Origin of the sequence: Staphylococcus sp. HMSC056G08 (genome assembly GCF_001812305.1) — a bacterium.
GTDB classification, from domain to species: Bacteria; Bacillota; Bacilli; order Staphylococcales; family Staphylococcaceae; genus Staphylococcus; species Staphylococcus simulans.
Genome location: NZ_KV808457.1, coordinates 72,845 through 95,318, shown reverse-complemented (window position 1 = coordinate 95,318; position 22,474 = coordinate 72,845). Strand labels below are relative to the sequence as shown.

Annotated in this window: 20 protein-coding genes and 2 pseudogenes; 8 read left to right on the top strand and 14 right to left on the bottom strand. The window is 36.4% G+C overall.

All coding sequences use genetic code 11. The features are described from left to right. Positions 1-61 precede the first annotated feature (61 nt). The 5 genes and pseudogenes from secA to fakB1 all read right to left on the bottom strand — a co-directional run bounded on the left by secA (position 62) and on the right by fakB1 (position 6,514). Complete coding sequence (gene secA, locus HMPREF2846_RS05320; RefSeq protein WP_070626007.1) at positions 62-2,590, bottom strand: preprotein translocase subunit SecA; 2,529 nt, start codon at positions 2,588-2,590, stop codon at positions 62-64. Positions 2,591-2,928: 338 nt separating this feature from the next. Beyond that, positions 2,929-3,492 carry a ribosome hibernation-promoting factor, HPF/YfiA family gene (gene hpf / locus HMPREF2846_RS05315; protein ID WP_002481543.1) on the bottom strand — a complete coding sequence of 188 codons (564 nt, stop codon included), beginning with the start codon at positions 3,490-3,492 and terminating at the stop codon, positions 2,929-2,931. A gap of 71 nt (positions 3,493-3,563) precedes the next feature. Next, positions 3,564-4,245, bottom strand: a pseudogene (locus HMPREF2846_RS05310) (ComF family protein). Next, positions 4,232-5,529 (bottom strand): annotated as a pseudogene (locus HMPREF2846_RS05305) (DEAD/DEAH box helicase family protein). Before HMPREF2846_RS05305 ends, HMPREF2846_RS05310 begins: the two co-directional pseudogenes overlap by 14 nt. 88 nt (positions 5,530-5,617) lie before the next feature. Continuing rightward, positions 5,618-6,514, bottom strand: coding sequence for a fatty acid kinase binding subunit FakB1 (gene fakB1, locus HMPREF2846_RS05300; RefSeq protein WP_070626006.1), 897 nt, complete (start codon positions 6,512-6,514; stop codon positions 5,618-5,620). A 157-nt stretch (positions 6,515-6,671) separates the two neighbouring features. Here fakB1 and HMPREF2846_RS05295 point away from each other — a divergent pair, with 157 nt between their 5' ends. Further along, on the top strand, positions 6,672-7,313 hold the full coding sequence (locus HMPREF2846_RS05295; protein ID WP_070626005.1) for a YigZ family protein: 642 nt from the start codon (positions 6,672-6,674) through the stop codon (positions 7,311-7,313). A 66-nt stretch (positions 7,314-7,379) separates the two neighbouring features. On the opposite strand, the gene HMPREF2846_RS05290 is transcribed toward HMPREF2846_RS05295, so the two are convergent. Next, complete coding sequence (locus HMPREF2846_RS05290; protein ID WP_002481538.1) at positions 7,380-8,441, bottom strand: glycosyltransferase family 4 protein; 1,062 nt, start codon at positions 8,439-8,441, stop codon at positions 7,380-7,382. Between the two features lie 243 nt (positions 8,442-8,684). On the opposite strand from HMPREF2846_RS05290, the gene HMPREF2846_RS05285 reads away from it, so the two are divergent. The 4 genes from HMPREF2846_RS05285 (at position 8,685) to pepT (ending at position 12,436) form a co-directional block, all read left to right on the top strand. After that, entirely contained in the window at positions 8,685-9,749 is a 1,065-nt protein-coding gene (locus tag HMPREF2846_RS05285) for a GGDEF domain-containing protein GdpS (RefSeq protein WP_023015380.1), read from the top strand. Positions 9,750-9,911: 162 nt separating this feature from the next. Continuing rightward, positions 9,912-10,676: a threonine/serine exporter family protein gene (locus HMPREF2846_RS05280; RefSeq protein ID WP_002481536.1), complete on the top strand. Its 765-nt coding sequence runs from the start codon at positions 9,912-9,914 to the stop codon at positions 10,674-10,676. A 21-nt stretch (positions 10,677-10,697) separates the two neighbouring features. Next, positions 10,698-11,192: a threonine/serine exporter family protein gene (locus HMPREF2846_RS05275; protein ID WP_031262607.1), complete on the top strand. Its 495-nt coding sequence runs from the start codon at positions 10,698-10,700 to the stop codon at positions 11,190-11,192. 14 nt (positions 11,193-11,206) lie between these two features. Next, entirely contained in the window at positions 11,207-12,436 is a 1,230-nt protein-coding gene (pepT, locus tag HMPREF2846_RS05270) for a peptidase T (RefSeq protein WP_070626004.1), read from the top strand. A gap of 117 nt (positions 12,437-12,553) precedes the next feature. On the opposite strand, the gene HMPREF2846_RS05265 is transcribed toward pepT, so the two are convergent. From HMPREF2846_RS05265 to HMPREF2846_RS05255, 3 genes are all read right to left on the bottom strand, one after another. Further along, a complete protein-coding gene (locus tag HMPREF2846_RS05265) occupies positions 12,554-13,693 on the bottom strand; it encodes a glycerate kinase (protein WP_070626003.1) in 1,140 nt (379 codons plus the stop codon). A gap of 232 nt (positions 13,694-13,925) precedes the next feature. After that, complete coding sequence (gene ytxJ, locus HMPREF2846_RS05260) at positions 13,926-14,246, bottom strand: bacillithiol system redox-active protein YtxJ (protein ID WP_002481532.1); 321 nt, start codon at positions 14,244-14,246, stop codon at positions 13,926-13,928. A gap of 133 nt (positions 14,247-14,379) precedes the next feature. After that, positions 14,380-15,282 (bottom strand): EMYY motif lipoprotein, encoded by a 903-nt coding sequence (locus HMPREF2846_RS05255; protein WP_002481531.1) that lies wholly within the window; start codon positions 15,280-15,282, stop codon positions 14,380-14,382. A gap of 107 nt (positions 15,283-15,389) precedes the next feature. Here HMPREF2846_RS05255 and HMPREF2846_RS05250 point away from each other — a divergent pair, with 107 nt between their 5' ends. The 3 genes from HMPREF2846_RS05250 to HMPREF2846_RS05240 all read left to right on the top strand — a co-directional run bounded on the left by HMPREF2846_RS05250 (position 15,390) and on the right by HMPREF2846_RS05240 (position 17,236). Further along, positions 15,390-15,917 carry a GrpB family protein gene (locus tag HMPREF2846_RS05250; protein WP_060804125.1) on the top strand — a complete coding sequence of 176 codons (528 nt, stop codon included), beginning with the start codon at positions 15,390-15,392 and terminating at the stop codon, positions 15,915-15,917. Between the two features lie 76 nt (positions 15,918-15,993). Then, positions 15,994-16,917 (top strand): UDP-N-acetylmuramate dehydrogenase, encoded by a 924-nt coding sequence (murB, locus tag HMPREF2846_RS05245; protein WP_023015383.1) that lies wholly within the window; start codon positions 15,994-15,996, stop codon positions 16,915-16,917. Continuing rightward, positions 16,910-17,236 (top strand): CHY zinc finger protein, encoded by a 327-nt coding sequence (locus HMPREF2846_RS05240; RefSeq protein WP_070626002.1) that lies wholly within the window; start codon positions 16,910-16,912, stop codon positions 17,234-17,236. Before murB ends, HMPREF2846_RS05240 begins: the two co-directional genes overlap by 8 nt. A 116-nt stretch (positions 17,237-17,352) precedes the next feature. Here the strand turns inward: HMPREF2846_RS05240 and HMPREF2846_RS05235 are convergent, their stop codons facing one another. From HMPREF2846_RS05235 to nrdF, 5 genes are all read right to left on the bottom strand, one after another. Then, complete coding sequence (locus tag HMPREF2846_RS05235) at positions 17,353-18,381, bottom strand: ferrated catecholamine ABC transporter substrate-binding lipoprotein SstD (RefSeq protein ID WP_002481528.1); 1,029 nt, start codon at positions 18,379-18,381, stop codon at positions 17,353-17,355. 85 nt (positions 18,382-18,466) lie between these two features. After that, positions 18,467-19,225, bottom strand: coding sequence for an iron ABC transporter ATP-binding protein (locus tag HMPREF2846_RS05230; RefSeq protein WP_002481527.1), 759 nt, complete (start codon positions 19,223-19,225; stop codon positions 18,467-18,469). Further along, positions 19,225-20,184, bottom strand: a complete 960-nt coding sequence (locus HMPREF2846_RS05225; RefSeq protein ID WP_070626001.1) for an iron chelate uptake ABC transporter family permease subunit — start codon at positions 20,182-20,184, stop codon at positions 19,225-19,227. The genes HMPREF2846_RS05230 and HMPREF2846_RS05225 overlap by 1 nt, the downstream gene beginning before the upstream one ends. Then, positions 20,174-21,130 carry an ABC transporter permease gene (locus HMPREF2846_RS05220; protein WP_176745471.1) on the bottom strand — a complete coding sequence of 319 codons (957 nt, stop codon included), beginning with the start codon at positions 21,128-21,130 and terminating at the stop codon, positions 20,174-20,176. Before HMPREF2846_RS05220 ends, HMPREF2846_RS05225 begins: the two co-directional genes overlap by 11 nt. Before the next feature lie 316 nt (positions 21,131-21,446). Further along, positions 21,447-22,421 (bottom strand): class 1b ribonucleoside-diphosphate reductase subunit beta, encoded by a 975-nt coding sequence (nrdF, locus tag HMPREF2846_RS05215; RefSeq protein WP_002481524.1) that lies wholly within the window; start codon positions 22,419-22,421, stop codon positions 21,447-21,449. Positions 22,422-22,474: the final 53 nt, after the last annotated feature.

Below are 22,474 nucleotides of genomic sequence, written 5' to 3'. Positions count from 1 at the left end.
TGCCTGTAAGGAAGAACAAATTTTCTTCCTTACAATACGCAATGGTTCTTAGAAATGCATACTATTTGCCGCAGCAGTTTTTGTATTTCTTGCCGCTTCCGCATGGGCAGGGATCGTTACGGCCGACTTGGTCGCCTTTCACAATCGGTTTCGCTTTGACTTTCTCTTTACCGTCTTCAGCTGAGACATGCTGCCCTTTATACTCCTTTGCTTTATCACGTTCCACATCATCTTCTACTGTGATGACAGACTTAAGGATATATTTGCTGACATCTTCTTCGATATTCATCATCATATTATCGAAAAGTTGATGTCCTTCATTTTGATAATCACGAAGTGGGTTTTGTTGTCCGTATGAGCGTAAATGAATACCTTGACGTAATTGGTCCATCGTATCGATATGGTCTGTCCAACGACTATCGATAGAACGTAATAAAATCATACGTTCGAATTCATTAAATTGCTCAGGAATATTAGCTTTTTGTTTTTCATAAGCAGCTTCAACTTTTTCCCATACTGTATCAAAGATATCTTCTCTATCTTTACCTTTGATTTCAGAGATATCTAATTCACCTTCATGTAAGAAGACATCTTCTACATAATTAATGAACGGTTCGTAATCTACTTCATCTAAGTCATCATTTACATAATAACCGATGGCGCGATCTAGTGTTGAACGCATCATTGTTTTTACAAGATCAGAACTTTCTTCATTATCGATAATGCTGTTACGTTCACCGTAAATAATTTCACGTTGCTTACGTAATACTTCGTCATATTCAAGGATACGTTTACGCGCATCGAAGTTATTACCTTCTACACGTTTTTGTGCAGACTCTACAGCACGAGAAACCATTTTAGATTCAATCGGTGTAGAATCATCCATACCTAAACGGCCCATCATATTTTGAAGACGTTCTGAACCGAAACGTACCATTAATTCGTCTTGAAGTGATAAGTAGAAACGACTTTCACCTCTGTCACCTTGACGACCAGAACGACCACGTAATTGGTCATCGATACGACGTGATTCATGACGTTCTGTACCGATAACTGCTAAACCGCCCAGTTCTTCGACACCTTCGCCAAGTTTGATATCTGTACCACGACCGGCCATGTTTGTCGCAATCGTTACAGCACCTTTTTGACCTGCAGTAGAAACGATTTCTGCTTCACGCTCATGGTTTTTCGCGTTTAAGACGTCATGACGTACGCCGCGTTTTTTCAATAACTTAGAAATATATTCACTGGTTTCAACCGCTACTGTACCTAAAAGAATCGGTTGACCTTTTTTATGTTTTTCTACAACATCTTCAACCACCGCGTCGAATTTACCTTTTTGACTAATATAAATTAAATCAGGTTTATCGATACGTTGTACAGGACGGTTCGTCGGAATTTGCGTAACTGTCATGTTATAGATATTACGGAACTCTTCTTCCTCAGTTTTCGCTGTACCTGTCATACCAGATAATTTGTTGTACATACGGAAGAAGTTTTGGAACGTAATCGATGCCATTGTCTTAGATTCATTTTGGATTTGCACGCCTTCTTTTGCTTCAATCGCTTGGTGCAACCCTTCTGAGAAACGACGACCTGGCATTGTACGACCTGTAAATTGGTCAACGATTAATACTTCACCATCTGTCACCATGTAGTCGACATCACGTTGTAGTGTATAGTTGGCACGTAATGCTGTATTGATATGTGTAATAATATCTACGTTGTTTAAATCATATAAGTTATCCAGTTTAAACATACGTTCAGCTTTATCTGCACCTTGATCTGTTAATTGAACAGATTTTGTTTTCTCATCATAGTTATAATCATCTTCAGCTTTCAACATTTTCGCGAATACGTTCGCTTGTGTGTAAAGTGATGTTGATTTTTCTGCTTCACCAGAAATAATTAAAGGTGTACGTGCTTCGTCGATTAAGATAGAGTCGACCTCATCAATGATGGCGAAGTGAAGCGGACGCATAACACGTTCTTCTGCATAATTCACCATGTTGTCACGTAAGTAATCGAAACCAAGTTCGTTGTTAGTACTGTACGTGATATCTTCATTATAGGCTTGGCGTTTCTCCTCTGTTGATAAACTGTTTAAGTTTAATCCTACAGATAAACCTAAGAAGTTATATAACTCAGCCATTTCTTCACTTTGTACACTTGCTAAATATTCGTTGACTGTAATAACGTGTACACCGCGACCTGCTAAAGCGTTCAAATACGTCGGCATTGTCGCTGTCAACGTTTTACCTTCACCGGTTCTCATTTCTGAAATGTCACCGTTATGAATCGCAATACCGCCCATGACTTGGACACGGTAAGGTGACATATTGAACACACGTTTAGCCCCTTCTCTTACTAAAGCAAAGGCTTCAGGAAGGATTTCGTCTAATATTTTATCTTGTTTAACTACATCTTCTTCAGCTTGAACTCGTTCTTTAAGTTCTTGTGTTTTATTTCTAATTTCTTCATCAGTAAGAATCGACATTTCCTCTTCTAATGCGAGTACTTTGTCTGCTTGCTTACCTAGGCGTTTAATTTCTCTCTTATTGCCGTCAACAATTTTTGATAAAAAACCCATTCTGTTCGCTCCTTTGGTATAAAAACTGTTTGGCTTACAACAATTCATCTTACCATTTATATCGTAAAAGTTACACTTATATACTCAATCTAATAGTTGATAACTCTTTATTTATAAGTATCAGTGTTTATGATTTTCTTCACTTAATCCAAAGTTTCTATTTGTGTTGTTGGTGCATTACACGTTTCAAACATATCCTCTATATTTTGACACGTTCAACTTACTGAAATCAATCAAATACAATCTTATTAATACAAACTTAATCTTTGAAATTAGTAGTCATTAAAAAAAGAGACTCGCAACCTCACAGCTGCGAGCCTCTCATGAGACATTAATTATTAATTTTCAACTGTTTCAATTAAACCGTATTTTCCATCTTTTCTGCGATAAACGATGCTTGTACCATCTGTATCACGGTCTGTAAAGATGAAGAAGTCATGACCTAATAAGTCCATTTGTAATACGGCTTCTTCAGAATCCATCGGTTTTAAGCTGAATTGTTTAGAACGAATGATTTCGATTTCATCATTGTTATCTTGATCAGCAGTTTCTGGTGTAGCTGCTGGGATTGATGGGAATGGTTCTTTCTCATTCTCTTTACGTTTTTTACGATTAACGCGTGTTTTGTACTTACGCACTTGACGTTCTAATTTGTTAGTGATTAAATCAATGCCCGCATATAAATCGTCGTTTCTTTCTTCTGCACGAAGTGTCACGTCTTTAAGCGGAATTGTCACTTCAATTTTAGTGCTTGAATTGGCGTAAGTTTTTACTTTAACATGTGCATCAACGTTCGGCACATTTGTAAAGTAACGTTCTAGTTTACCAACTTTGTCCTCAATGTAATTACGAATTGCGTCTGTAATAGTGAGGTTGTCTCCATGAATTTCAAATCTAATCATAGTGATCGACTCCTTTAACCTCTATATATGTTTTGATTGGTAATGCTCACCTTTATAATAACATGTTTCAACTATCTAGCAAAAGCAAATACATCTATTTTTCCAACTTTTCTGATAAATAAAGTTTCAATCGCATGATGGGCCGTTAGCCCTGTTGTATAAATATCATCTACGAGTAAAATGCGCTTATTTTGTAAATCTACATCTTGAAATGCAGGATTAATATAAAATGGATTGGGAGCTTTGGCACGCATCGCTTTATTCAAAGTGGATTGTTTCGGTCTAACGTCTGTTTGCAGTATCAGATGATACTTAACCCCTTTTTCAGCTAAAACCATTTCTACTGGATTAAATGTTCTTTGTTGATCCCTAACGATTGGTGAAGGAATTGGAATGATATAGTCATACTGTTGCTTCGGCAATCGAATAAGGTTTGCGATGACTTCACATAATGCCGTATCTCCAGCAATTTTATATTGATGAATCGTCTCGCGTACTTTCCCTGTATAACGGTAATCACAATAAAGTTGATGCATTAAGTTGAATTTGCGAGCTAAAAACTGACAATCTAAACAAGCTTCTTCACTTTCGTCTAACGGTTTTAAACAACGCGGACAGCGTTTCACTTTTTTCTAGACGACATGCTTCAAATGCCTGTCGACAATGTTCACACAGAATTTGAGGTGATTTATAAAAATTTGCGGCAGTTAAAGGTTCCGAAAATGGAGTTAAGCATAGTTTACATTTCGGCATCCAACCACCCCTTTTGTAACCCTAATTGATTCATTTGTTTAATTTGGCGTTTGGCTTGCACCATAGATAAGGTGACCCCATTATGCAAAACAACACTAAGCCGCTGGTATCTTGTATTTTACGTCCTGCAATTTGAACTAAAGCTGCAGTTTGGAAACTTTGGCTGTCGATGACAATGACATCTAAATGTGCCATCGTGAAACCCCGTTCTAAAATCGTGGTCGTGAAGATAATCGGATGTTTACCTGCTCTTAAAGCTTCTACTTTCTCAAAACGCAAGGCATCTTCACTATGAACTGCCACCAAGTCTTTGAAATATTTTTGATAGTGTGCCAAGGCTTGTTCCATCGCTTCAATTTGATTAAAGAAGACTAAAGTGACGCGTTGGTTTTCAAGTTGTTTTCGAAGAAGTTCAAGTAAATAGCGTTGCATGCGTTTCGGTTTGAATTTGAAGTAGTGGAATTTGGGGACGGGAAGCGGTTTACGATGATAACGCGCTGGTAAAGTAATGATATTCTCTTTTTTGAATTGTTTTAATAAACGTGAGGAAGGCGTAGCTGTCATATAAATATGACTATAAGCAGAAGCTGAAGCTTGAATGAGTGTCTGCATCAATAAAGGATCCATCGCAAGCGGAAATGCATCAACCTCATCAATATATATCACATCAAAGTGTTGTTTAAAGCGATATAATTGATGCACCGTCGCAATGACAAAATGGCCTTGATACGTCTGGCTTTGTCCTTGGTACAAGACGTCTATATGTTCACCTTTAAACGATTCGATAATACGCTTGCTGATTTCAATGACCACATCGACACGCGGTGATACAATCGCCACATTCATACCTTGTTGTCTGGCATGTTGAATTCCCGCAAACATCATTTCTGTTTTTCCTGCACCTGTTACCACATATAGTAATAAATTTTCCTGCTGTTGAATCGCTCGAATAATATGTGAGGAAGCATAGGCTTGTTGTTCAGACAGTTCAAAGTCCAAATGATATTCCCCTAAGCTTATTTGATGTGCAGTTTTGGTAATATATATTGGCTTAAAGCTATCCATACGACCGAGTGATAAACAACTTCGACAATAAGTTATTGGTTGATCGTGAATTTTTGAATGATACGTATAATACTCGTCTTGATGAGGTGTTCCACATTGCTGACAATACCATTTTCCTTTGTCATTTTGTATCACACCTGGTCCTTGATAGATAATCGTTTCATCAGTCAGATGTTTCGTACTTCTGACTAACTTTCCATAATGCTTAATTGTTGTCAGGATAATCCCTCCTAAATAAAAAAAGACAAATCAAGTCACTGTCTGAGACAGTGGACTTCATTTGCCCGAAAAATTGTATTTAATTTTATTATTGTTCTACATAGTCCTCTGGACGATTTTCTAAAGATGGAATACGTTTATTAGTGAAACCTAATGCGACACTGCCGACACCTAAATGCGATGCGATAACCGGACTGAAATCCGAATAGTTGATCACATAATGATCAGGGCAACGTTTTTTCAAATTCTCATAAAGTTTCAAGCCATCTTCTCTTGAATCACCATTAACGACATAGAGTGTAACCTCATCATAATCTTTCACTTTTTCTAACACACCGTCTTCAATGCGTTTGACAGCACGTTTTTTCGTACGCACTTTATCTAATGGTACAATCACGCCATCTTCGAATTTTAAGACAGGTTTCATTTTTAACAATGTACCGATAAACGCTTGTGCACCTGTAATACGGCCGCTCTTTTGTAAGTTCTTTAAGTCATCTACAACAACTTCTGCCCCTGTATGTTCACGCATCTCTAATAATTCATCGATGATTGTTTCTGGAGATGCACCTTCTCTTACGCGTTCAGCAGCATAAACCACATATCCGCCTAAAATCATACCTGATAATTTTGAATCGAATGTGTGCACGTTAATGTCTTCGACCATTTCGCCAGCTTGTGTTGCTGATTGGTATGTACCACTGATACCTGCTGATAAGAATAAACCGATAACATCTGTATATCCTTCATCTTTGAGTTTCTCATATTCTTCTACGACTTTACCAATAGCAGGCTGACTTGTTGTCGGAATTTGCGTTTCTGAACGCATACGCTGATATAATTCACTTGGTTGAATATCCTCTCTTTCAATAAAGGAATCTCCATTTTCAAATATCACACTTAATGGCACAACCGAAATATCATATTCATCTAATAAAGCTTGTGTTAATGATGTTGTAGAATCCGTCATTACAGCAATCTTCATGATTTTCCTCCTCAAATATACTCATTGTCAATCATACCCTATTTTATTAAAAAAGAAAATTGATTCTTCCATTTAGAAAAAATATCCGGAGCATGTATAATAGAAGCAAAGACAAGCAATTCTATTGTCATAGGAACTAGTTAAAGGATGTCATAAAATGGAGAATCATATTATTACGATTAAACAAGAATACGTGATTGAAAATGTGATTAACAAGTCACGTTTTATCGCTCATATTAAGCCAGTAGAAAGTGAAGATGAGGCAAAAACTTTTATTGATGAAGTTAAAAAAGAACATCGCGATGCCACACATAACTGTTCAGCGTATACCATCGGCGATAGTATGTTGATTCAAAAAGCAAATGACGATGGAGAACCAAGTGGTACAGCTGGCGTACCAATGTTAGAAATTCTAAAAAAACTTGAGACACATAATACTGCAGCTGTAGTGACACGTTACTTCGGCGGCATCAAACTTGGTACAGGCGGCTTAATCAGAGCGTACAGTGGCGCCGTTCGTGATGCGATCAAAGAAGGCGGACGTGTTGAATTACGTAATGCGATACCCACTACAGTTACAATCAGTTATGAACAGACAGGTAAATTCGAATACGAACTGCAATCAACAAACTTCATTTTAAGAGATACGATGTATACAGATAAAGTGAGTTACCGTATCGATGTATTAGAAGATGATTACGAAGACTTTATCAACTTTTTAAATCGAATTACTGCAGGTACATTCGAATTAGATGAAGAACAAGTAACGCGCCTGCCTTTCGATATTGAAACAAATTAGATATAAAAAACCGCTTGAATTTCACAAGACGAAACTCAAGCGGTTATTTTTATGTGATTTTACATATTATTCTTTGTCGTGTCTGCTGCCACGTTTCTCAAGCATACTCAGTAACGGACGATAATTGTCATCAATTAATCCTGTAAATTCTACAATCAATTCAATCGTGACTAGAATTAGGATCAACATCATCACAACGCCCCATGGTTGTGATAAGTATAAAATAACACTTGAGATACTGAACATAATCGCAATCGAATAAATTAAAAACACGGTTTGACGGTGTGTATAACCAAGTTTTAATAACTTGTGATGTAAATGCGATTTATCCGGCTGCATAATACGTTGTCCCTTTTTCGCTCTTCTGATCATCGCAAATAATGTATCGATAAACGGTACGGCTAAAATCACCATCGGGAACAGTAACGAGAAGAAAGTAATATTCTTGAACCCGAGTAAAGAAACAAAGCTGATAATAAAGCCGAGTTGTAGTGAGCCGCTGTCTCCTAAGAAAATCTTTGCGGGATGTGAATTATAAAATAAAAAGCCGAGCAACGAACCAATCATGACTGAACAAATCATCATGATAAAAATATCCGCTTGTAATATCGCAATAAAGCCAATCGTCATAAATGCGATAGTTGAAACCCCTGCGGCTAAACCATCTAGCCCATCGATTAAGTTAATCGCATTGGTAATCGCAATAATCCAAAAAACAGTAATCGGAATACTTAAAATACCGAACTGAATCGTGCCTGGAACGAACGGCAATTGAATGAAGTCAATTGTGACACCGTGATACACTACCACTAGTGCAGCTAAAATCTGGCCTGCAAGTTTGTACAACGGTTTTAAGTCATGCACATCATCAATCAAACCGACAAAATACATAATCATCGTTCCAAGAATTAAAGGAATAATCTCACGTTCAATAGGATGACCAATCCAAATTCCTAAAATAAACGCAAAGAGTATCACCGTTCCCCCTAGTACAGAAACAGGTTTCGTGTGCACTTTTCGATAATTCGGCTTATCCATAATATCCAGCTTTTTGGATATTTTAATCACAATCGGCGTCAAAATCACACTTACCGCCATGGTAACTAATATCAGTAAAAGTGTTATCATTTTATATCCATTGCCAAAATACTGTTCAATCTATGTCATACTTAAAGAGAACACGCTGTTATCTGCCTTTTGACAAGGGAACCTCCCTTCAATACTCATATGTATACAATATCAATAATCTATTTTAACACGAATTATTGATTATTGTAGTAGATTATAATAACAGTTATCAATGTTTCAGATGACAAAATGTATATTTTCACTTACAATAACTAAGTGGTTATACAAAGGAGCAGATCAATTATGATTGAAGCTATCATTTACAATACTTCGGTGACTGTTGCAGGTATCTATCTCTTTCATAGACTGCAATATTCAGAAACGAAACAAATGAAGTTTTCACAAACTTATGTCACGATTCTTATGACTGTCGTCGCACTTTTACTTGCGGCCTATCCGATACCAGTTCATAATTATTTACTTTATTTAACATTTGTGCCGCTCTTATTCTTAGGACGTTATACAAACGTCTTCTTTACTATGGTGGCTGCAGCTATTATTTTTGTCGTAGATGTTTTCGTTTACGGCGATCCTTTGGCATATAATATTGCTTTATTAATTATCGCCTTAGCTGTAAGCATCATCGGACCCTTTATCAAACAAAATGATATTGTGTCTCTTCAAATCTTGAACGTCGTAAGTTTAGTTATCTTAAGTGTCGTTTCAATGATTACGCACTTCTATACATTACAAGAAATTATATACTTAATTCCGATATCATTTATCGTTACTATCGCATCTTCCATTATCTTTGTAGATATTTGGCGTTTCTTTACACTTGTCCAACGATATGAAAACGAAGAACGTTATGATTATTTAACTGGACTTGGCAATGTAAAAGAATTTGATCGTCATTTAAATAAAATGACAGACAAAGCAGATGATAAAAATACAAGTTTAGGTTTACTTTTAATTGATATCGACGGCTTCAAAGATGTAAACGATGCCTTTACGCACCGTTCAGGAGATGCAGTCTTAAAACAAATCTCACAACTATTAATCAACTATGTGCCACCGAACATGAAAATATTCAGAAACGGCGGCGAAGAATTCTCAGTAGTACTGCTTGGTTATTCACTTGACCAAAGTGTAAAACTGGCTGAAAGTATTCGTGCAGGCGTGGAACAATCAACATTCCACTTGCCGAATAAAGAAGTCATCAAACTCTCTGTATCTATCGGTATCGGTTATTTAACCGCAGACGATTACAAATCACAACGTAAAGTCTTTAAAGATGCAGATGATATGTTGCATATGGCTAAAAATGAAGGGCGTAACCAAGTGATGTTTAACCCAATTGTTAAATAAACCATTTGTTTCAAAAAATGACATATTGAGACAAGAATCTATTACGGTTCTTGTCTCTTTTTTTCATTTCTATTGCAATCATCGATGTTCTATTGCAACTTTTTACTGTTCCCTGTAAACTTTCAAGTGTCAACAAAATCAAACGAGAAGGAGCGCAAAAAGGTGCCTGAAGAAGCAATTACCATAATAGATGAGAACAAAGTGATAGACGTTGTACTCACTGCAGGAAAGATATTACTTGAAAGCGGCGCAGAAACATATCGTGTTGAAGATACGATGTCTCGCATCGCTTATAGTTTTGGTTTAGATAATACCAACAGTTTCGTGTCGAATACTGCGATTATATTCTCATTAAACGACCGAACGAACACACGATTGATTCGTGTGCGTGATAGAACAACGGACTTAGAAAAAATTGCCCTAGCCAATAATATTTCACGTAAAATCGCTAAAAATGAACTAACGATTGATGAAGCAAAATCAGAATTGATTCATTTAGAACACGCTTCACTGCAATATTCATATTTAACTAAATTTTTAGCCGCTTCTATTGCCTGTGGATTTTTCTTATTTATGTTTGGAGGCGTTGCACAAGATTCCATTTTTGCCATTTTGGCGGGTGCAGGTGCTTTCTTAACATTCGATTTCGTTCAACGTTTTATTCAAATCAAATTCTTTTCTGAGTTTATCAGTGCCATTGTTGTCATTAGTGTCGCCGCCATCAGTCATAAACTCGGACTATCCATCAACCAAGATATTATTACCATTTCAGGGGTCATGGTCTTAGTACCAGGTATTTTAATCACTAATGCAATCAGAGATTTAATGGCCGGTGAATTGCTTGCTGGGATGTCACGCGGTATGGAAGCTGCATTGACTGCCTTTGCGATTGGTGCCGGTGTTGCGATTATTTTACTCTTCTTTTAAGAAAGGCGTGTTACAGAATTGATCTTACATTATTTATTTCACTTTGTTATCAGCTTTTGTTCTACATTGCTATTTTCAATCCTATTCAACGCGCCACGTAAACAATTGCCGGCATGCGGTTATGTAGGCGCAATGGGATGGACCATCTACATCATTTCGATGGATTTGAACTCAGGTAAAGTAGCTGCTTCTTTCCTAGGCAGCTTTATCTTAGCAATTATGAGTCATGCGATGGCAAAACGTTATTTCCAACCTGTCATTATCTTTATTGTGCCAGGTATCATTCCCCTTGTACCTGGGGGCGCTGCGTATGAAGCCACACGTTTCCTAGTCACAAATCAATATACCCATGCAGTCAACACTTTTTTAGAGGTTACCTTGATTTCAGGTGCCATTGCTTTTGGTATATTATGTGCAGAAATCAGTTACCATATTTATAATCGTATTAGAATCAACTATGGTAAAATGAAAGGTAAATCCTATAGGAAACAATTTAACATGAATAATAGAGGTTAAGGGGTGCATATCAAGTGAAAGAACAATTAATCGACAGACTGAAACGTTATGCGGAGATTGATACACAATCTAATCCAGACTCAGAAGCAACACCATCAACTGAGAAACAATGGGATTTGTTAAATGTGTTAAAGCAAGAATTAGAAAATCTTGGTTTAGAAACAGACTTAGATGATAATGGCTATTTATTTGCGACATTAGAAAGCAATATCGCAAAAGAAGTACCGACTGTAAGCTTTTTAGCACACGTTGATACTTCACCAGACTTTAATGCGACAAATGTTAAGCCGCAAATTATTGAAAACTACGACGGCAAGCCAATTCAACTCGGCGATACGGACCGCGAATTAAACCAAACTGTCTTCCCTGCTTTAAAATCAGTAGAAGGCCACACTTTAATGATTACAGACGGTACATCATTACTTGGCGCAGACGATAAAGCGGGTGTTGCTGAAATTATGACTGCTTTAAACTATTTAGTTGAACATCCAGAAGTGAAACACGGACGTATCCGTGTCGCATTTACGCCAGATGAAGAAATCGGACGCGGGCCTCATAAATTCGATGTAGCTCGTTTCGGGGCTGACTTTGCCTATACAATGGACGGCAGTCAATATGGCGAATTACAATTTGAAAGCTTTAACGCAGCTGAAGCAACGATTACTTGTCATGGTGTCAATGTACATCCAGGTTCTGCGAAAGATGTCATGGTTAATGCGATTAAATTAGGCGAACGCTTCGATAGTCAATTACCACAAGATGAAGTGCCAGAAGAAACAGAAGGCTATGAAGGTTTCTTCCACTTGATGAACTTCAATGGTACAACTGAAAAAGCTCAACTGAAATATATCGTACGTGATCACGACCGCAATCGCTTTGAAGCACGTAAAGCATTGCTTGAAGATATTAAAAATGAAATTAACGCAGATTATTCAAATAATCCAGTTGAAGTAGAAGTCCATGACCAATACTTCAATATGGCTGAAAAAATCAATGAAGTACCTGAAGTCATCGAGATTCCAAAACGTGTCTTCAAACAATTAGGTATTGAACCTAATACTGAACCGATTCGCGGTGGTACAGACGGCTCACAACTATCATTTATGGGCTTACCGACACCAAACATCTTCACAGGTTGCGATAACTTCCATGGTCCATTCGAATACGCTTCTATCGATGTCATGGAAAAAGCAGTACAAGTGATTGTAGGTATCGCAGAAGAAGTAGGCAATACCGAAGCATAATACAACTTTAACGTTTCTAAAGAGACGTCACTATGTACGTATAAATATAAAAATGGCTGAACCTAAATTACAAAGGGTTCAGCCATTTTTGATTATTCATTTAAGATTATTAGTTGATTATGCTTTTGTTTGTGATTTTTGCGTATTGAATGTTGTTGTTAGGAGCTTTAAAGCTTGGACAGCGTAGAAGCGGATTTGTAAACCGGCTTCAAAACTTGTATAGCGCTTCGGCATTGTCATAAATAAGTTGAACATACCAGTAACACCTAACGCTTCATAACGATCGAATTTATCTGCTGTCGCATTAATCGCAATGCAAGGCTTATGATATTTTGTCGCAAGCTCTGCAATTCTTAATGATGTTGTTTCTAATAAATGATCTTGTTCATTGATACCTTCACCGAACATAATTAAATCTGCTTGTTCAATCAAGTTTTCTAAGTGCGTAATTTGATCCACTAAGCTATGACTTGTTAGAACTTCTGCGTTATAAAGTGCAGCTAAGACAGCCGCAATACCGCCACCTGCACCACCGCGTTCTACTGTACTTGTCACCGTACGTGTTTCATTTTTTAAGATTTCGCTGAAATACCAAACTAAATTATCAATTGTCGCAGCTTCTTCTCTAGAAATCTCTAACAATTTATAAACTTGCATGATTTCACTTTCTTTACCATACATCTTGCTGGCAAAGTCAGAGACGAGTTGGATACGCGTTTCTTTTAATCGTTGGTCAAGGCCTGAGAAATCTACACGACGAATGTATTTTAATACGCCTACGCCTTCTTTCGCATCGACAGGTTCACCTTCATCGTTGTAATATTTGGCACCTAACGCTTGCAGCATACCAGCACCGCCGTCAAAACTTGCGATATTACCGAGTGAAATCACTAAATGCTTGGCATCATTATCTAATGCTGCCGCAATCAATTCACCTAAACCATAGCTGGTACGCTCTGTCAGCGGTCGATCCCCTTGTAAGAATAAATCCGCTTCAATAATCGTCATGCCGCTCTCAGTCTTACCATAAACACCTTCAACTTGTTTCATATCTGCATCATGGACATTCACACGATATTTCGTGCCAGACTGCCATAAGAAGACAGAGTCCATCAATTCATGACGCCCATTGAACAGCGGCACTTGGACAATATCCGCTTCTTCAATTTGACTAGCGACCGCTTCTTCTACATATCGATTCGCCTCATAACTTGAAACGATTCCATTAAATTCATCCATTGCGACTAATACTCTCATTTTGTCACCTCAAATAAAGTTTCCCAATGTTTGTTCAATTCACTTAAATATTATACAGGGCTTATTTCAAAAAACCTACTGTAACGCCTAATGCTTGTTTTGCTTTAAATTAAAAAAACTCCAAGCTTTCAGATTGTGTTGGAAACATATACCCTTCATGTCCAACGTCTAAAAGCATGGAGTCCGCTTTTTACTTTACGTTATTAGTGCTTGTGTCCCCTGACAAGCAAGTTTACTCTTCAGCTTGTGCAAGTGAAGTCACATTAATGTCATCATGACTTGCATGCCATTTAACTTCACCATCAACAAAATAAAAAGCTTGTGGCGATTCATGCTTCACGCCAGTTTGTTCTGCAATATAATCAGATACATCTCTTTGTTCTTGCACAATTAAATAATACCCATCGATATCACGTTCATATAAGAATTTATTGAACTGATCGTAAGCATTTGCTGAAATTGGGCAAGTGTTACTGTGTTTCATAATAAATACATATTTGTTGTCGTTAATTACTTGTTTAAACTGGTCAATTGAAGTCAGCTTTGTAGCCATTCTATTCACCTCTAAAAATATTTATCACCTAAAGTGATAGTCCCATTCATTCCATTTCCTATTTCAATGTGTCTAATTATACACACTTTATATTTCAATGTTAACCAAAATACTAATATTTTTCTTGCTTTTTTCAATCATTCTGATGTACATCGTTCTTTAAGCCCTTGAAATCATTACGGAATTGATGGTGGTACTTATCTAATTCATTCCCTGTTAAAGGAGTTTTATTCATATCATATTGCTCCAATTTACGGCTGATGTCAATGGTTCTTTGTCGTGTCTCGTAATAATTTTGCAGACTATAATACATTTCGATTGCGGTCTGATGCGCTTTTGCAGTCTTTTCTTCTGATACACTTGCTTGATTCAACTCTTCAATTTGTTTGCTGATTAAAGGTTGAATTTTTTCTTTGATGACTGTTTTAGTGTTTTGAGGATTGTCAGCATCTAAATATTTCTTCGCAATCTTCTGCAACTCCTTATTATGATGTTTTAATTTACTTGTAAATTTATCTATACTCTCAGTTTCACCATTTTGACGTGCTTCTGTTACTTGCTTCTCTAAAAGTGCACGATTCTTCTCAAATAATCTCGTGTAATTTAAAATATCTTCATTCGCTTTGATGGATTGATTACATAAATGTACGAAGCTGCGAATATCTTTTAATGCTTTTTCTTGTTGGTCTACCTCATGCAAATACGTGTGACGTAATTGTTTCACCTTTTTAGTTTCTGCAGGAAGCTGTTTTGCGGCTTTTTTATAAGATTTAAAGGCCGGCATTAATTTCTTATCGATATCTTTCTCCATTTGTTGAAAGTCTGTTTTGTTTCTATCTGTTAAATCTGATTTGCTTAATTCACTTAAACGATTTAAATGAATATCATCCATGACTTGTTTAACATGTTTCTCTTCTTTATCCACTTCATGCTTCGCTTTTTCAAAGTGATTTAAATCTGACTGTGTTTTACTATTGCATGCCGCAAGAGACAGCGTTAGACAAACAATCGTTATTGCGAGAAGCCATTTTTTCACATTGTCCACTCCTGTCTTTTTATCTGTATAGTTTGCATGATTAATGTTTGAGTATGTCAGAATTCATAATATAATACTTTTAGAACTTTTACAAAGGACGGTTGAATATGTATTCTAAAACGCAGCCCTTAATCAAAGATAGGCAAGCGCTTCAAAATTATCAAAATCAATTTCAAGAGTTAAGCGACTTATTACTCGGTCTACTTAATACACCTGTTAAGACAGTCCATCACATCGGCGGTACTGCACATTTTAATTATCCAACAGAACCGATTTTAGATTTATTAGTCGGCGTTACTAATTTACATGATATTACAGCTTTAGATGAAAAACGATTAAATTATGCCGGTTTCTATCGCTTGCACCACCGTTATAAGAAAAAAGTAGTAATGGCGCAATTCAATAATATGAAAGAACTTAAACAAATCGTTCGTCTGCACATATTACAAATTGAATCTGATCAATATGACCACTATTTAACGATGCAAGAGGCTTTAACCCATAATTCTGAGTTACAAGCAGAATTTGCAGAAGCAAAACAAGCTTTACATGCTAAATCAGAGACTATTCGTGACTATGAAACAGGTAAAACAGCTTTGTTTGAAAAGTTGTCACGAAGATACGGGTTGAATTAAGCGGATTGTATTTCACAAAAAGCCTGTTTCATTGCTATAATAAGAAAGTGAAAATAATTGAAAGGGAGTTCTATCGTTGCACAAAGATGACATTCTTACAGAACTGAAAAAAGTTCTGCCAGAAGAAATTATTAAAGTTGATGAACCATTAAAACGCTATACTTATACGCAAACAGGAGGAAATGCTGACTTCTATCTCAGTCCGACAACTTTTGAAGAAGTTCAAGCCATCAATCACATTGCTAGAATCAACAACATTCCTGTCACTTATTTAGGCAACGGCTCTAATATTATTATTCGTGAAGGCGGTATTCGCGGGATTGTATTGAGCCTATTGTCTATGGATTATATTAAAGTTGAAGATAATGTCATAATTGCAGGAAGCGGTGCAGCGATTATTGATGTCTCCCGTACTGCACGTGATGAATCTTTAACTGGCTTAGAGTTTGCTTGCGGTATCCCAGGATCAATTGGCGGTGCTGTCTTTATGAATGCCGGTGCTTATGGCGGCGAAGTCCGTGATTGTATTGATTACGCGGTATGTGTCAATGAACGCGGTGAACTTGTACAACTTACACGTGATGAATTAGAACTTGGCTACCGAAGCAGTATTGTTCAAAAACAACACTTGGTTGTGCTAGAAGCTGCATTTAACTTAACACCTGGCAAACAAGATGAAATCCAAGCCGTTATGGACGACCTAACAGAACGTCGTGAGTCTAAACAACCTCTTGAATATCCTTCATGCGGCAGTGTTTTCCAAAGACCACCAGGCCACTTTGCGGGTAAATTAATTCAAGACTCTGACTTACAAGGCCACCGTATCGGCGGTGTTGAAGTTTCAACGAAACATGCTGGATTTATGGTCAATGTTGATAACGGTACTGCGACAGATTATGAAGACTTGATTCACCATGTACAACAAGTCGTTAAAGAAAAATTTGATGTCGAATTGCATCCAGAAGTACGTGTTATTGGTGATCATCCAGAAGATGAATAATAAACATCATACCGTTCATGGTATCGGTCTAGACAATGAGACGCGTTGTACGCATTACCATACACCTGTTGATGTTATCGCCATTAAATTCAAATGCTGTAATAAATTCTATGCATGTATTCATTGCCATAATGAATCAGAAGATCATGTACCTGTGCCATGGTCAAAATCAGAATTCGATGAACATGCGATTTTATGTGGTGTATGTGACACCACATTGTCAATCAAGGAATATATGGAAATAGACCATTGTCCGCACTGTGGTGCGCAATTCAATCCAAGATGCGCTGCACATTATCCTTTATACTTTGACGTTTAAAGTAACAGTATACAAATTAATGACAATTTAAACTAAATAAAACCGAGCCGGAAATATATTGCATTCCGACTCGGTTTTTTTAATTACCATCTTCCCCCTATTAAAAACGGTAATTATTATTTAACAACCTCTTTTAATTCGTCAATTTGTTTCATTGTTGTAGTTGTTGAACCTGAAGCAAAGTACCATAATTTCGGATCAAGTTCATAAATTTCATCGTCTTTAACTGCTTTAACATTCTTAATTACATCGTTTCCTAAGACTTGTTTCGCAGTTGATTTACTACCGATAGCTTGACCACGGTCCATTGCTAAAATCACATCTGGATTTTTCTCATTGATGTATTCGTTTGTTACGTTTTGACCATGTGAGCTGCCTTTGATTTTGCTGTCAGCTGGTTTAAAGCCTAATGTGTTATAAACTAAGCTGCCGAAACGTTCTTTAGGACCGAAAGTAGATAATTCACCTTCGTTTACTAATAAGTACATTACTTTTTTATCAAAATCTTTTGTTTTATCTTTCATGTCAGCGATTTTTTTGTCTAATTCTTTATTTAATGACTTCGCTTTATCTTCTTTGTCGTAAATTTTACCTAAGTTTTCAGCATTTTTCTTCACTGAATTGACATAGTCTTTATCATCAGCACCTACATAAACAACTTTAGCGTCTGGTGCTGCTTTTTTGAATTCATCTAAATTCTTTTGGTTAGCTGTACGTGATGAAATGAAGATAACTTCTGGTTTAGCTTGCGCAATTTTATCGAAGTTCACTTCTTTTAATGAACCTGTGTTGATGTATTTGTCATCTTTAAATTCTTTTAAGAAGTCTGGTAATGTGCTGTTGCCTTCACCTTTAGGTACTGCTTTAACTTTATCTGCGACACCCATAGCTTTAAGTGTATCTAATGCACCATAGTCTAAAACGACAGCATTTTTAGGGTTCACTGGTACTTCAACTTCATTTTTAACCCCTTTTTCGTCGCCGCCTTTAGGATCTTCACTTCTTAATTGGTAATTATTTTCAATTTTAACTGTCTTTTTATCTGATGAACCTTTTTCTGAACTTTCTTTTGAATCACTGCCATTACCACACGCAGCAAGTAAAAACATAATACTAACTAAAATAAATAAGCCTAATTTCTTCATTTTTCTTTATCCTCCTGAAATGTGTTAGACCCCCGTCTTGATATGCCGTAAAAAATCGGCATCACCCCTTTCAAATGGTCAGTGCTTAACTATAATATAGGCAAATTCTTTGGCCTCTGATGCATTCGATATCGACATCCATGTCATAAAGATGTCTTAAGATGCTTGGTTGAATAACTTCGTCTCGTTCACTCGCTTTGACGATTTCGCCATCTTTCATCGCAATTACATCATCTGAATAACTAGACGCAAAGTTGATATCGTGTAATACAATTACAATTGTTTTGCCATGTTCTCGTGTTAGCTTTCTCAATGTTTTCATAATTTCTACTGAATATTTCATGTCTAGATTATTCAGCGGTTCGTCTAATAAGATACATTCTGTATCTTGTGCGATTGTCATCGCAATATAAGCACGTTGACGTTGACCACCTGAAAGTGTTTTAAGATTACGATCTCTGATTTCTTGTAGTTGGAGTAAATCTAAAGCTTCATTGATTTTTTCTTTATCTGTATCGTCTAATCGGCCTTTAGAGTATGGGAAGCGACCGAATGCGACTAATTGTTCGACTGTAATATTTAGTTCCGTATGATTCGTTTGTTTTAAAACTGAAAGCTTCTTCGCAATTTCATTACTTGTAAATGCGCCAATACCTTCGTGTTCAAGTTCTATAGAACCTGTATCTATATCCATTAAACGGCTGACCGCAGATAATAAGGTACTTTTACCTGCGCCGTTTGGACCTATTAATGACGTCAAACGTCCTTTACGAATTTCTACGTTAATATCTTTAAGAATCGGTTTATCATGAATCGTTTTATTTAAATCTTGAACTTGTATCATCATGAATTTCTCCTTTTAATCAATAAGTATACGAAGTAACTTCCTCCGATTAAGTTGATGAGGATACTTACTTCTGTCGTGGCTTCAAATAAATGTTCTACAATCCATTCTGCAGTAAATAAGCTGATCCAGCTTAAAAATATTGTCGCAGGTAATAAGTATTTATGTTCATATGTTTTCATGACTTCATGCGCAATGTTCACAGTTAATAACCCTAAGAATGTAGTCGGACCAACAAGCGCTGTAGCGATTGAAGTTAATAACGCGACCATAATCATTAATAAACGTGTCATTCGTGTATAGTTGACACCTAAGTTCAATGCCTGTGCTTTCCCTAATAGTAATACGTCTAAATAAGGCAAGATTTTAATTGTAATTAAAATTAGAATAACTAAGACAATGCTGCTGATGGCAACTAATTTTGAGTTCGATGCATTAAAGTTCGCAAACATTGAACTTTGTACAGCTAAGAAATCTTCAGGGTTGATTACGAGTTCGATAAAGCCAGTGATACTTCTAAAGAATGTACCTAAAATCACACCGATTAATAAGATAAAGTACACTGAGAAGTTACCGTATTTAAAAACACCCTGGAATAGAATAAGTGCGAATATAATCATTGCGACTAATGTTAACGCAAAGTTGAGATAAATATTTGTCACTGCCATTGATTGAATACCAAAGATAAAGACTAAGACAACTTTGACAAACATATAGACCGCATCTAATCCCATCATAGACGGTGTTAATAATCGGTTGACTGTAATCGCTTGGAATATAATGACAGAGGTACCAATCGCTGCACCGACTAAAATCATTAAAATCAGTTTCCTGATTCGACTTTGTATCTGATACGCAAAGATATCAAAGTCAATGCCTAACAAGAGATATAAAATACCCGTTACCACAACTACACCCAATAATATAAATAATCTGATATTACTTTGTTTATGACTCATAGTTGCGATTCCCTTTAAATAACATTACTAAGAAAATTAATGTCCCGAAGACACCGATAGTCAATCCGATATTGATTTCATATGGATAAACAATCACACGTCCTAAGATGTCGGACACCAACACAAAAATCGCACCTAAGACAGCAGTGTGCGGCAAGGCATTTTTTAAATGGTCTCCTCTATAGATAGACACAATATTCGGCACAATTAAGCCTAAGAACGGTAAAGTACCAACTGTCACAACGACTAATGCGGTCATTGTTGCGGTAATCGTTAAGCCGAACATCATAATTCGATCGTAGTTGACTCCTAAGTTATGGCTGAAGTCTTTACCCATACCAGCAATAGTGAAATAGTTGGCAAAAATATACGTAACAATAAGCAATGGGATGCTTAAATATAAGACTTCATATCGACCGCTTGTGATAATCGCAAAGTTACCGTTCAACCAGTTCCCAATACTTTGCAGTGCATTCGTCCTTAATGCCACAAACGTTGTTAAACTAGATATAATACCGCCAATCATAATACCGAGTAACGGCACGAATATAACATCTTTAAAGCGTATAATTTGAATCAATTTCATAAAGAAGAATGTTCCGCCGATACTAAGTACCATAGCGAATAACAGCTTAATTAAAATATGCGCTTGCGGAAAGAAGATTAATGAGATGAGGATCCCTAGTTTCGCCCACTCCATCGTCCCTGCAGTTGTCGGACTGACGAACTTGTTTTGCATCATCTGTTGCATAATCAGTCCAGCCAGTGCTAAAGAACTGCCTGAAATGATAATACTGACTGTTCTTGGAATACGGCTCGAAACAAGTATATTTTGCTGATCTGCGGTTAAATGAAAAATTTGTGTAATAGAAAGCTGACTAACGCCCACAAACAATGAAAGGATAGTCAAAAATATAAAAAGAATTAATAAAACTGGAAAGCGCATGAGTTGTTTAATCATTTGAAACTCCTATCCCCTCTAAAAACAATTAATGATTAACTGTAACTGATAATCATTTTCACTTACTTTCTATCATATCAGTTTCTCCCGTTTTATCAATGCTTTTCAAACATTTTCAGGAAAATTCTTTTACAAATATAGGCTATTCCCTGAGATAGAATGTATTTTTTCTCTCTTTATTTCGATTAACTCTTTTACTTCAACATATTTTATTTTCAATTATATTTTTTTAAATCAAAAAAGAGCAATGACTTCAAACTGTTTTCACAGTCAGAATCAATGCTCTTCAAAATGATATTATTTATTTTTCATCATCAAAAATAAAGTCTTCATCACGTAATGCTTCTACGTTTAACGCTAACGTATAACCGTCACCTTTAACTGAGAAGAAGTCATGGTTTTTCGTTGACGTATCTAATGCGTTTTCGATAATTGGGTTGAATTCGCGTTCTTCGAAATAAGGTTCAAAACCTAAGTTCGATAATGCTTTGTTTCCGTTATAACGTACATAGTTCAATACATCATCAGTTAAACCAATTTGGTCATATAGTGAATGTGTATAAGAAACTTCGTTTTTGTATAACTCATCTAATAGTTTATACATTTCTTGATCTGCACGTTGTTTTTCATTTTCTGAAAGTTCATTACGCATGTGTTGCGCATCTAAACCAGTGAACACACCGTGGATAGACTCATCTAATAAAATCTTACGGATGATTTCACCAGATGTTGTCATACGACCTTGTCCAGCAAGATAAAGTGGATAGTAGAATCCAGAATAGAATAAGAATGTTTCTAAGAACACACTAGATACACGTGCCATATATTGGTCATATACTGATGCATCTTTTCTCCATAATTTATGATAGTTACCCACAATTTTATCTGATTTGAATTTTAAATGTGGTTCTTCAAGTACCCATGTATCTAAAAGATAGTTTGTCTCACTAGATGGTAATAATGTTGTGAAAATGTGAGAATAACTTTTCGCATGGATTTGTTCCATCATACCCATAAATGAGTAGACAGCTTTTTTACGTAAATCTTTTGTATGCATCATGACTAAAGGCATGCCGTCATCAGCTTGATGTGTATCTAAACCTGTTAAACCTGCAAGTGCCTTCTTAAATGTATCTTGTTCTTCTGGTGTTAATGTTTTCCAACTCGCAATATCTTTAGAAACTTTAAATTCAGTTTCTACCCACATTTGGGAGATGTTTTGTCGCCAAAACATGTTTGTCATATCTTCTTGCGTGTTCCAATTGACAGCAATCATCAAAGTGCATTTCCCCATTCTTGATTTTTAATTTTACTCGTTCAAATTCCGTT